The 13460-nt window shown below is 38.0% G+C and carries 7 protein-coding genes; 3 read left to right on the plus strand and 4 right to left on the minus strand.

The features are described 5' to 3' along the window. Positions 1-50: 50 nt before the first annotated feature. The 4 genes from EO244_RS02520 to EO244_RS02535 all read right to left on the minus strand — a co-directional run bounded on the left by EO244_RS02520 (position 51) and on the right by EO244_RS02535 (position 3681). Positions 51-1373, minus strand: coding sequence for an NCS2 family permease (locus tag EO244_RS02520; protein WP_129252631.1), 1323 nt, complete (start codon positions 1371-1373; stop codon positions 51-53). Positions 1374-1462: 89 nt separating this feature from the next. Continuing rightward, positions 1463-2128, minus strand: a complete 666-nt coding sequence (locus EO244_RS02525) for a DUF5020 family protein (RefSeq protein ID WP_129252633.1) — start codon at positions 2126-2128, stop codon at positions 1463-1465. A gap of 49 nt (positions 2129-2177) precedes the next feature. Further along, complete coding sequence (locus EO244_RS02530) at positions 2178-2816, minus strand: HAD family hydrolase (protein ID WP_129252635.1); 639 nt, start codon at positions 2814-2816, stop codon at positions 2178-2180. 385 nt (positions 2817-3201) lie between these two features. Beyond that, positions 3202-3681 carry a PaaI family thioesterase gene (locus EO244_RS02535; RefSeq protein WP_129252637.1) on the minus strand — a complete coding sequence of 160 codons (480 nt, stop codon included), beginning with the start codon at positions 3679-3681 and terminating at the stop codon, positions 3202-3204. 379 nt (positions 3682-4060) lie between these two features. On the opposite strand from EO244_RS02535, the gene EO244_RS02540 reads away from it, so the two are divergent. The 3 genes from EO244_RS02540 (at position 4061) to EO244_RS02550 (ending at position 13434) form a co-directional block, all read left to right on the plus strand. Then, on the plus strand, positions 4061-4981 hold the full coding sequence (locus EO244_RS02540) for a PorP/SprF family type IX secretion system membrane protein (protein ID WP_129252638.1): 921 nt from the start codon (positions 4061-4063) through the stop codon (positions 4979-4981). Between the two features lie 24 nt (positions 4982-5005). Then, positions 5006-7180 carry an OmpA family protein gene (locus EO244_RS02545; protein WP_129252640.1) on the plus strand — a complete coding sequence of 725 codons (2175 nt, stop codon included), beginning with the start codon at positions 5006-5008 and terminating at the stop codon, positions 7178-7180. Positions 7181-7365: 185 nt separating this feature from the next. Continuing rightward, on the plus strand, positions 7366-13434 hold the full coding sequence (locus EO244_RS02550; protein WP_129252642.1) for a tandem-95 repeat protein: 6069 nt from the start codon (positions 7366-7368) through the stop codon (positions 13432-13434). The last annotated feature ends 26 nt before the right edge of the window (positions 13435-13460 follow it).

Genomic DNA, 13460 nt, shown 5'->3' on the forward strand with positions numbered 1-13460 from the left:
TAAAAAAATTGGACATGAGCCAAAGCCCGATGTTCAAATTGATCTAGTAATTATTCGCCAATATTGTAGATATATTTCAATACAAAAATAAGAGCGATACAAATCATTGGGATGTTGAGTTCTTTGTAACGACCAGTAAGAACTTTTAAAACAACATATGAAAGCATACCAAATGCAATACCTTCTGCGATGCTGTAGCTTAATGGCATCATGATCATTGTAAGAAAAGCCGGAATGAATTCTGAGTAATCATCAAAATTGATTTTGGTGATAGGGCTCATCATGAAAATACCAATAATCACAAGAACTGATGAACTAGCTGCAGCTGGAATCATAGTGAACAATGGTGTGAAAAATAAGGCCAGGAAGAACATAAATGCAACTGTTAATGAAGTCATACCTGTTTTACCGCCTTCGGCAACACCAGCAGCACTTTCAACGTAAGTTGTTACAGTTGAAGTTCCCATTACAGCACCTACAGTTGTACCAATAGCATCCGCAAAAAGAGCTTGTTTCACGCGAGGAACTCTTCCATCTTTATCTAAAAGATCTGCCTTTGAAGCAACACCAACAAGTGTTCCTACTGTGTCGAACATATCAACAAAAAGGAATACAAATAGGATAGAAACAAATTTCCATGACAGGATTTCTTCTAATCCAACAAATTTGAAGAAAATTGGATCTAATGATGGAGGAAGACTCACTAGAGCACCATCCTTAGGAAGACTTGTTACGCCAATGCCAGGGATAAGACCAACTACAGTTACAGCTAAAAGACCAATAAGAATAGCACCTTTAACTTTACGTACTAATAATACCCCGATTACGATGATTCCTAAAATACAAAGTAAAGCACCTGGAGAATGAAGATCACCCAAATGAACAGGAATACCTTGTCCTGGTACGATGATACCCACATCTTTGTGAGCTAAACCAATAAAAGCAATAAATAAACCGATACCTACTGAAATAGCATGTTTGATATTGGTTGGGATCGAATTGATAATGGCTTCACGAACATTAAAAAATGTCAGCAATAAGAAGATGATTCCTTCTGCAAATACGGCAGTTAGTGCCAATTGCCAGCTACAGCCCATTACACCACATACGGTGAACGCGAAGAAAGCGTTTAGACCCATTCCCGGGGCTAAAGCAAATGGAAGTTTTGCAACTAAGGCCATAACTAGTGTTGCAATAACCGCCGATAAGGCAGTTGCTGTCATTACAGCACCGTAATCCATCCCTGCTACAGAAAGGAAATATGGATTTACAGCAAGAATATATGCCATGGTGGCAAAGGTGGTCAAACCAGCGACAATTTCAGTCTTCATGTTTGAACCAAGTCCTGTGATATTAAAATATTTATCTAACATGGTTGTTTAATAGTTGCAAGTTCACTTGCAGGTTATATGTTGTAAGTTCTGATAGAAACAGAACTTACAATATCTAAAAAAATATAGTCTTAGAAATTCCACTTAAGGGCTAAAGTCGGACGTACTTTGAATTCTTCAACACCAGCAAAGTTGTTTGAGATTTCTACCTCTCCACCAAAAGAAAAATTCTTATTTACATTATACCAAAGCTGAGGCTCAGTTAAGAAGATTGTGTTGTCATTTAAGCCTTTTTCAGTCCAAAGGTCAGCAAAACCAGAGAATGTCATTTTACCTTCTAACATGTTAACATACCATGTTCCGGTTACCTGAAAGTTAGCTTTGTCAGCATTTTTGATTGCTTTGTAGCCGGCATATGTCGAGAAACCCCATTTTGCAGAACCTTGTGAGTAGTTCGCACCAAAAATCCATGCATTGTTTATTGTGTAACCTAGTCCTATTGGGAATTCTGTTACTTGTCCTGCATTACCAACACCACCATTGTATTCAATATGAAGACCAATTGGCATTTTTTCTGTTTTCAATACACGTGCAATCTCGAAATAGCCTTGGTTGATCCCGTTTTCAGCATCATAATCAAAATCTATGAAGGTAAACGTGTTACCCCATTTGTCCATTTTAAACATCTCGAAAGTCGTTGTGAAATGTCCACGCTCAAAATCGCGGTGCAATTGTAAGTTTTGAGCATTTACAGCAAAGGCTGAAAGAATTGCGAAAATCGTAAGTAATTTTTTCATCGGTTTAATAAAATGATTGTTTGAAAAAAGATATATTTAAAATGGTTGTTTATTCTGTTAGTATATCATTGAGACTGTGGATGATATTTTGACATCCTGTTGCTTTTAATTTTTCGAAAGACTGATGTCCCGATGCAATAAGGTAGCAATGACAGCCAAGTTCTTGTGCCACTTCGTAATCGTGAGTTGTATCACCCAGCAGGCAAACATCCTCTGCTTTAAGCTGATATTTATTAAATAGATTTTTGCCATTGTCAATTTTTGAACTGGCATATATATTATCAATTCCAGAAATCTCGGTGAAGAACTGCTGAATTGCTAATTCTTTTGTTGATTCAATTAGCATGCCCATTTCCATAGCGGATAGAATGAATTGCTTTTTGCCTTGATTTTTGAAAATGTCAAGTAAAAGTCGGGCTTCAGGAAATATATCTGAATTTGGTAGTCTTTGGGTGTAGTTGGCAATAAACTCATGTGCTGTGCTGTTCCAATCTTCTTTTTGAAAGTTGAAGCCAACTTTCTCATAATAATCTTTTACAGGAAAGGTGAAGACTTCGCGATAACTTTCGCAGGTCAGTAACGGGAGCTGACGTTTTTGCAACATGGTATTGATACTCTCAACCCCAATCTCTACATCGTTGAGAAGCGTGCCGTTGTAATCCCAAATAATGGCTTTAAATCTATGCATGAATCAAACAAATAAAAGGGTGAGACATGAAAGAATTCACTTCTTCGTTAGGGGAAAAAGCAAGATTCTGATTAAAGCTGTATGAGAAATGGGATTTTAAAATAAAAAGCAGGCGGGAAGTAAACGCTCTCTTTCTATCAGAGAGATATCTTTTTGAAGATATGAAAAGCACTTTTGTGCTATGCTTACTAATGGTTGACATCCTTTCGTTTTTTGGCCGAGCTCAATTTGAATTCGGGATTACCAGTTTCCCAGATGATGCTTTTAAATTAAGCGGCAAAAATAGCGTTTTTTTTATTTGAATTCCAAAATTGTTTTTGAATTTAGATTGTTTATGGTTTGCTGCGTTTGTCAGAAACTCATTTCTTGAGTAGAAGCTTGTTATTTACTCCTTCTCAAAAAATGCTTCTATGCCCGGATATTCAAATTTCTGTTTGGCCATCTCCTGAGGGAAAATCATATAAGTGACCTCAGCCTGCGAACCAAGCTTGCCATTGTGGTCAAGAATTTCGGTATAGATGCGGGCAAACTTTTTTTCTTGTGAGATAAGTTTTGCTCTCACAGTAATTTTTCCCTGATCGGTTAAGATTGCTCCCCGGTATTTGGCATTCAATTCAGTTGTTACGCCACTGGTTTGACATTTTACAAACACAAGCCAACTGGCAATCTCATCCATAATAGTGGCCTGTATGCCGCCATGCAATACATTTTTAAAGCCTGATAAATGGCCTTGTGGTTCCCATTCAGCAACAATGTAATCGCCATCTTCGAAGAAACTCATTTGAAGGCCATTGGAATTATGAGGAGAACAACCAAAACAGTTGCCATTGTCTCCATTGATAAAGGGGTTGATTATTTTCTTCATTGGTGATATTGATTTCGGTTAAGATTGAGAACAAATGTAATATTTCTTGCCCAAGCGACGACTCGTTAAGTTCAAAATAATGATCAGATATAAGCCCGCTAATGCAGAATATTTCCCAAGATTGACTCCTGTCATTTACTTGTATTATGTTGTGTTTCAGTTTTTAGTGTAAGAAAATAAAACTTCTAATTTTTTAAACTTCAGTCAAGATTATTTTGTGTAAACATAAGGTCGGTTCGTGTAATTGATACTGATAAATTCCTTAAAAAAAAGAGTTTTATGTACCTTTTTATTTCAACCATGCTTAACTATTTGCCTAATATGCTATTAAAAAGGATTCGAAGTTTGAGATAAACTAAGGGTGTTTTGCTGTAATCAAATGAAAAAAGTATTTGTCATATTACTGTTTTTGATAGGGGTCGTGTGCACGGGTTATGGGCAACAGGATAAAATGTTTACCCAATACCTGAATTACCCTTCATCAATCAACCCTGCTTATGCGGGTTCCAGAGGGTCTACACAGATTCTTGGAATTGCCAGGAAGCAATGGGTTGGGTTAGATGGTGCGCCTAAAAGTGCAGCCATCTCGGTCAATTCTCCAATCTCTTTTTTTAATATGGGTGTCGGGTTAACACTTGAAACTGATGTTATTGGTCCTGAAAAAAACACAGATGTTGGTGTTGATTTTTCATATAAAATCAAATTAAATCGAACGGTGTTTATGAATTTTGGGTTGAAAGCTGGTTTGACCCACCAAAAAGTTGATCTCACAAACTCAAGAGTTGTTGATCAATATGATCCTCTTTTGCAGGAAATAAATAATGATGTGCTTCCGAATTTTGGGGTAGGAACTTACGTCTATGGCAATGACTTTTTTGTCGGATTTTCTATCCCCAAATTACTTCAAAATAGTATTGAAAATGGTGGCGTTTTAAACGCGAAACTGGATAAAAACAAATTGCACTATTTCTTAATGGGTGGCTATCTGGTGAAACTTAATCCGTTTATCAAATTAAAGCCAACAGTGTTATTTAAGGCAACTCAGGGATCACGCTTTTCCTGGGACCTTTCGACAATGGCAATTTTCTTGGATAAGTTTTGGTTAGGAGTTTCCTATCGTGACGAAGATTCAGTTGCAGGTATTTTTCAACTTAATATCAACAACCAACTTCGCATCGGTTATTCCTATGATGTTGCGGTATCCAAATTGTCAAGTCGAACCCACGGTTCACATGAGATATCCTTGAGCTATGATATTGTATTTAAATCGAAGAGATTAAGGTCTCCCAGATATTTCTAAGACTCTATATAATAACTGTATATTATGAATAGGTATATATTATTCTTTTTATTAGTGGTTTTTTCATCGGCTTCTTTCTCTCAGAGCTTATCTGTGCGTTCGGGGGATCGGGAGTTTGATGATTTTAACTATAAGAAGGCGATTGAATACTATGAATATTCATTGAGAAGAGATTCAAATAATGTTCATGTTTTGAGGCGTCTGGCTCAGTCGTATCATAAAATGAAGCATGATGATATGGCACTTGAGTATTTTGAGGTATTAGCTAAAAATGAAAATAAAGAGGATTCTGATTTGATTCTGTTTGGGGCTTTTTTAAAGGAAAGAGGCCAATATGCCAAGGCAAAACTTATTTATCAGCAATATCTCGAACGTCATCCTGATGATCAGGCCGTGAAAAAGGAAATAGAAAATGTGATCAAATTCGAGAATGAAACTCTAAAAGATCTCATTTGTGAATTGAAGCCATCGCCTTTTAATACAATTTATTCTGATTTCTCACCAAGTTATTATAAGGATAATCTGATTTTTTGTTCCGGCAGAAAGAGTAAGGATTACAGGGACGATAGGTACGAATGGAATGGTGAATATTTTTTAGAGCTTTTCTTATTTGATGCAAGCAAAGAGCCGACTAAACAAATTGTACGTTTTGGAAATGGCATCGGAACAAAATACCATGAAGGCGCTGTTTGTTTTTCATCTGATTTTAAGACCATGTTCTTTACACGGAGTAATTATTTTAAAGGGAAACTGAATCGGGATGAGAATGGAGCGAATAATCTGAAAATATTTATTGCTGAGGAGAAAAATGGGCGCTGGAAAGTGAGTGGTGAATTCCCTTATAATAGCGATGCGTATTCTGTTGGTCATCCCAGTCTTTCTATAGATGGCAAGACTTTGTATTTCGTTTCTGATATGCCAGGAGGTTTTGGAGGAACCGATATTTACCGAAGTTATTTTAGGGATGGTGAATGGTCGAAACCGGAAAATATGGGAAGTCGTGTAAATACGAAAGGTGATGAAATGTTTCCTTTTTTCAACTCAAGAAATTCCTTATTCTTTTCATCTGATGGTCATGCCGGCAAGGGCGGTTTGGATTTATATGTCGTTAATACAGACGGAAGGGAATTTGAAGTGGGACATCTTGGCTCACCAATGAATTCTTCTTCTGATGATTTTTCAATTATAATAAATGCGGAAGGACGTATCGGATATTTTGCTTCGAATCGATCGGGAGGTGTGGGCGAAGATGATATCTATAGTTTTGAAATAGAGCATGAGAACAGAGTCAATATTCTGATTCGGGATTCTTTAGACGTTAATGAGGTTGTTCCTGATCAAATACGTATTCTCAAACCTGAGGGGATTGATGTAAACTACAATGCAGACAAGAAACGGTTTTCTTTTGAGATTAAAGGAGAACAGGCTTATCGCATCCTGATTGAAAAGCAGGGCTATTACTCTATTGATACAGTTCTTTACAGTCATATTCTTGATCCTGAACTAACGCATACATTTAAATTGATAAAGCGTCCGTCAGTTGAAAAGGTGAACGTCAATTTTGCTTTGAAAGATTTCAAAAGTGGTGATTTGATCACTCCTGATATATTACAGATTATCGAACCAGAAATAATTGATCTTCATCCTGAATCAGGGTTTGGAAATTACAGTGTAGAGCTGGATAAAAATACAGATTATAGGGTGTTTGCTAAAAAGGAGGGCTATTATGCGATAGATTATAGTTTCTTCTGTAGTGATAGTTTGGCAAATGTCAATCATGAATTATTGATGAGGTTAATGTCGGATAAGGATATCGAGAAAGAATTCTTACCTGAAGAATTGGCTACGGTATACTTTGATTTTGATAAGTCAGAAGTGAAGCCTGAGGCTTTTGAAAATATAAAAAAGGTTGTTGATCTGTTAAAAAGCAACGAGAAACTAATGGTTACCCTTGTCGCAAGAGCTGATGCACGAGGGACATCAGAGTATAACGACGCTTTGGCTTTTAGACGAGCAGCAGCAACTCGTGAGTTTTTTGTTAGAGGTGGTATTGATATTAAGCGTGTGGTTATTCTTGCTCTTGGAGAAACCTCACCTTTTGATCGGGTAGAAGGCCAATCGCTTGAGGATTGGTATCGAATTAATCGATGTGTTGATTTTGAGTTGAATACTTTTTTAGATGATCAGGCTCAAAAGTAAATGATCTTTAATATGATTCCTAAATGGATTCATATCTCTGTTATCAACAGGATGACATATCCTGTCGTGTTTAAATCGTGAATGTTAAGCATTCTTGAATTCGTTTTTGATACGAATTATAAATTCGAAACATAGCTGGCTCGTTAAGTTGGATAGGATAACTGGGCAGCAAAATCAAAGTTAGTATGAAGAATTTGTACTGTCATAAAGTGATTAATCATTGGATGAAACAGATAATGTTTGTCTTGATTGTAGTGTTGGGCATTAGTGTTTCTAATGTCTTTGGAGAAGGGACGAAGCAGTTGGCACCGAAGGCGGATGATCGGGTTTATACTGCTTTTGGTGATGCTAAACATGGAAATTTCGGTAATTATGACGGAAAGGATACCGAACGAATTTACATTCATATTGAAGATCCTGCCAATGAATGCATCTATTTTGGATTTTCTCAATTTGTGAACAGTGGGCATACACAACCCAACACAACTACTAATAATGTAACGACCTGGATGCGGATTAAATCTCCTGATGGTATTGTTGTATGGCCGAATGAAGGTTCTCCTTCTGGACAAATGGTTCAGGGGAGTAACACACAGACTTTAACGGATGATCAGATAACTTCATTGGAACAGGTTAAGAACGGTCCGAATCAGATTTGTGGAGTCGGCGGTTACGATGCTTTGGTGTTTTGTCCATCAAGTGGTCCGGGCGATTATTATATCGAGTTTAGTGCAGCAAAATCAACCGATTTAAAAAGGCCCATCTTCACAGAATGGTGGGATATTACCGTTGCAACAACAGAGTCCAGTCCTACAGCGATTGATGGTCGGGTTTTTGCGAAAGAATGGGCTTTAGTTACGCCATATATATTGACAGATTTGTATGACAGACCTTTTAATGGCAAGGTCTATTGTTATGCTGAAGATAGTCTTTTAGGGGGCGCTTTTGTAACAGAAATGGATTTTTTAGATTCAGGATTTAGAGGGGATCGTTTTAGTTTTGCATTTAATTCAACAGGAACCGATAATACCTCAGATGCAGAGGTGAATCGACAATCTGTACAGGATGATCGAAAACTTTCTCCCGAGTATAAAATATTTTTAAATGTGCCGGATGAAACCGCTTTCCCAACGATAGATAGTTTTGGTGAGTTTGTAATTGATGAAGAAAATAATTACCCCAAACTTTTAGGATGTCAGGGAAACTATTTTTTCAGAGTAGCAGTTGAAGGAGAAGGTCAAATTGATTTACTTCTTGATTTTGATGGCGTATCTGATAAATATGATCCGGGAACCAGAGACCGAATAATCACCACATTTGCTGCACCATTTCCCAATGAGGAGGGTGTGCTTGTTAGGGATATTCCCTGGGATGGTTTGGATGGATTGGGAAATGTTGTAACCGATTTTGAAAGTATATCGATGATTTTCAATTATTATCAAGGAACGGTTCATTTTCCACTGTACGATGTTGAGTACCTGACAAAGGGATTTGTACCCAAGACGGTCAGACCTGCAACACCTACGCCTTATATCCCTAAACTTTATTGGGACGACAGCAATATAGCTGAAAGTTTGCCGGATGGTCAGCTAAAAGTTGATTTGACTGGAGATCTTGCACCCAGCCATTATTGGTCTGATTATGAGTATGGCAATGATAATTCTATAAATACCTATTGGCATCCGTATTCTTCAGGAGTGACCCAATCGTGTAAGCTTGAACTACCTTCACATACTTGCGAATTGTTTGTGCCGGGAAGTATTAGTGGAACTGTTTTTGAAGATACTGATCGGGATGGGATTAAAGATCCCGATGAACTTCCTTTGTCAGGTGCAGAAGTTAAGTTGTATTGGGATAAATCTTATAATAAAGTTATTGATGGAGATGATGAACTAATCGAAACATTTGTAACACAGGATCCGGGAACTTTTGGTTATCCTGAAGGATTAGGAAACTTTATATTTAAGCCCGAAATAGGAAAAGAGTATTTGGTTGAAGTGAGTTATGGCAGTCATATTATTACGGGTGATAATCCTAAATCGTATGCTTTGTATTCGTTAGGGGCAGAACATTTTGATCAATTTTTTGGAGTGGCATTTTTACCGGAAGTAAGCTTGTCGCTTACTGAAGATATGATTCAGGAAGATAATCAGAGTACCACTATTACAGCTCATCTTGATTATCCCTGCTTATTGCCCGTAAAGATTACGCTTGCTTATGGAGGTGATGCCGATTCGAGCGATTATAATTTAACTAAGGGTGAAAATGCAACAAATACATCCACAATTGAAATACCCGTTGGAGAAACGACCGGGACTATTATTCTAATATCTATTCCGGATGTTGTAAAGGAGCCCAATGAAATTGTGGAGGTGAGTATTGCTTCTCTTATGAATGCAAATGAGTCAGGAAATCAGGATAAAACGATCACGATTATAAACTTCAATCATGTGATTACGAATCTGATTGATAATGATTCGGCAGACAATTTGATTAGTGAAAACGCAGTAAGTGATGATTTGGTTCATATCACTGCTTTGGCAACGGATATCGATGGCGATACCATAAGTTATCATTTATTAGATGATGCTTTAGGCCGATTTAAAATTGATTCTATATCAGGCATTGTGAGTGTTGATGATGCGAATTTGATTGACTTTGAGAGCAATACTTCACATGTGATTCGGATTGAAGCCCGAAGTACGGATGGTTCAGTTATTGCGGCCGATTTTACAATTACAGTTACTGATGTTGATGGATCAATAGGTGATACCGATCATTCTATTGCGAACCTGATTGATAATGATCCGGCAGACAATTCGATAAGTGAAAATGCTATGAGTGATGATTTGGTTCATATCACTGCTTTGGCTACTGATGATGATGGCGATTTGATTAGCTATTTCCTTTTAGATGATTCGTCGGGACGATTTAAAATTGATTCTATATCGGGAATCGTGAGCGTTGCCGATGCCAGTCAGATTGACTTTGAAAGCAATGTCTCACATGTGATTCGGATTGAAGCCCGAAGTACGGATGGTTCAGTCATTGCGGCCGATTTTACAATTACAGTTACTGATGTTGACGGATCAGTAGGCGATACGGATCATGCAATTGCCAATCTGATTGATAATGATCCGGTAGAGAATTCGATTAGTGAAAACGCAGTGATAGATGATTTGGTTCATATCACCTCTTTGGCCACTGATGATGATGGCGATTTGATTAGCTATTTCCTTTTAGATGACGCAGACGGTCGATTTAAGATTGATACGTCAACGGGTGTTGTAACTGTTGCTGATGCGAGTTTGATTGACTTTGAGAGCAATACTTCACATGTGATTCGGATTGAAGCCCGAAGTACGGATGGTTCAGTTATTGCCGCCGATTTTACAATTACAGTTACTGATGTTGACGGATCAGTAGGCGATACGGATCACGCGATTGCCAATCTGATTGATAATGATCCTACAGATAATTCGATTAGTGAAAACGTAGTGAGAGATGATTTGGTTCATATCACAGCTTTGGCTACTGATGCAGATGGCGATTTGATTAGCTATTTCCTTTTAGATGATGCGGGAGGTCGATTTAAGATTGATTCCTTATCGGGAATTGTGAGCGTTGCTGATGCCAGTCAGATCGACTTTGAGACGAATGCCTCACATGTGATTCGGATTGAAGCCCGAAGTACGGATGGTTCTGTTATTGCTGCCGATTTTACAATTGGAGTTACTGATGTTGACGGATCAGTAGGCGATACGGATCATGCTGTTGCCAATTTGATAGATAATGATCCGGCAGACAATTCGATTAGTGAAAATGCAGTGAATGATGATTTGGTTCATATCACCGCTTTGGCTACCGATGAGGATGGCGATTTGATTAGCTATTTCCTTTTAGATGATGCGGGAGGTCGATTTAAGATTAATAGGTCAACGGGTGTTGTAACTGTTGCCGATGCGAGTTTGATCGACTTTGAGACCAATGCTTCACATGTGATTCGTATTGAAGCCCGAAGTACTGATGGTTCAGTTATTGCCGCCGATTTTACAATTACAGTTACTGATGTTGACGGATCAGTAGGTGATACCGATCATTCTATTGCCAATCTGATTGATAATGATCCGGCAGCCAATTCGATTAGTGAAAATGCAGTGAGTGATGATTTGGTTCACATCACAGCTTTGGCTATGGATGAGGATGGCGATTTGATTAGCTATTTCCTTTTAGATGATGCGGGAGGTCGATTTAAGATTGATACGTCAACGGGTGTTGTAACGGTTGCCGATGCCAGTCAGATCGACTTTGAGACCAATGTTTCACATGTGATCAGAATTGAAGCCCGAAGTACTGATGGTTCAGTTATTGCGGCTGATTTTACTATTACAGTTACTGATGTTGACGGATCAGTAGGCGATACCGATCATGCGATTGCCAATCTGATTGACAATGATCCTGCAGTCAATTCGATTAGTGAAAATGCAGTAAGTGATGATTTGGTTCATATTACTGCTTTAGCCAACGATGAGGATGGCGATTTGATTAGCTATTTCCTTTTAGATGATGCAGGAGGTCGATTTAAGATTGATACGACAACGGGTGTTGTAACTGTTGCCGATGCGAGTTTGATCGACTTTGAAACCAATGTCTCACATGTGATTCGAATTGAAGCCCGAAGTACAGATGGTTCAGTTATTGCTGCCGATTTTACAATTACAGTTACTGATGTTAACGGATCAGTAGGCGATACCGATCATGCGATCGCGAATCTGATTGATAGTGATCCGGATGATAATTTGATACCTGAAAATACATTAAATGGGACTTTGGTTCATATTACCGCTTTTGCTACAGACGAGGATGGTGATGAAATCAGCTACTACTTATTAAATGATGCTGATGGCCGATTCAAAATTGATAATATTACTGGAATTGTCGCTGTCGCTGATTCAACTAGAATTGATTTTGAAACGGATCAGTTTCACCTGATTCGAATAGAGGCACGTAGTTCTGATGGTTCAAAAATTGCAGGGGATTTTACAATTACGGTAACAGATGTAATCGATTATTTACTTGCCAATGATGATGCATCGAATACTCGTGAAGATGAGGTTTTAAATGGGCCAAATCTTTTGGTTAATGATATCAAAGCTCCGGGGAGTACTCTGAGAATCAACACCAATCCAATGGTGGATGTGGCTAATGGAAAGCTGGTTATTCACCCGGACGGGACTTTTACTTATACCCCAAAAGAGAACTATACAGGAGTTGATTCTTTTGTGTACAGTATTCAGGACGATATTACGCCACAAGAGTCAGATCAGGCTAGGGTGAGTATTAATATTCAACCTGTCAATGATGCGCCTTTAGCTGTCAATGATGAGGCTGAAGTTGAGGAAGATGGTATCTTGAATGGGGCTAATTTACTGGATAATGATTCCGATGTAGATAGCAATAGCTTGATGATTAATACGTCTCCGGTAAATGATGTTGAGCATGGTAGTTTGAATATCAATGCAGATGGAACTTATACTTACATACCTGATGCTGATTTTAATGGGATGGATTCATTTACCTATGAGGTTTGCGATAATGAGTCTCCGGCAGCATGCAGCCAGGCTTCAGTATTGATTACCGTATTGCCAGTGAATGATGCGCCACTTGTTTTTGATTTTGAAATGGAGGTTGAAGAGGCTTCATTAAACAATCCTATAAATCTGGAAAGACCTTATGATCCGGATGGTGATAAGCTTTCAGTTAAGATTTTGTCAACTGTTGATTTTGGTGAAATTGTAATGTCAAGTGGTCAGATTTTAGCTGATAATGATAGATTATCTATTGATGATCTTCTTAGTCTTGTGTTTAATGCTCGTGAAAGCTATGTTGGTGAGCTGTTTATGCGGTACGAAGTGACTGATGAAAGGGGCTTGTCGGCAATCGGACAAGTTAAAATTACTGTTGTTCCGGTTGATGTTTTCATCCCCAATGCAATTACGCCCAATAGCGATAATTTAAATGATAAATTTAAGATCGTAGGGCTGGAGAAGTTTCCCAAAAACAGCTTGGAAATTTTTAATCGATGGGGAAATATTGTGTATAGCAAGCATTCTTACGATAATAATTGGGAGGGGTATGGAAATGTAAAAGGACAACTATCAAACGATAGACTTCCTCCGGGAACGTATTTCTATATTTTCAAATATGGTGATAATAAAGAACCGCTTACAGGCTATGTTTATATGACTTACTAATAAAAATTAGTCTGAATCACGAATGC

Source organism: Ancylomarina salipaludis, assembly GCF_004122035.1.
Taxonomy (GTDB): domain Bacteria; phylum Bacteroidota; class Bacteroidia; order Bacteroidales; family Marinifilaceae; genus Ancylomarina; species Ancylomarina salipaludis.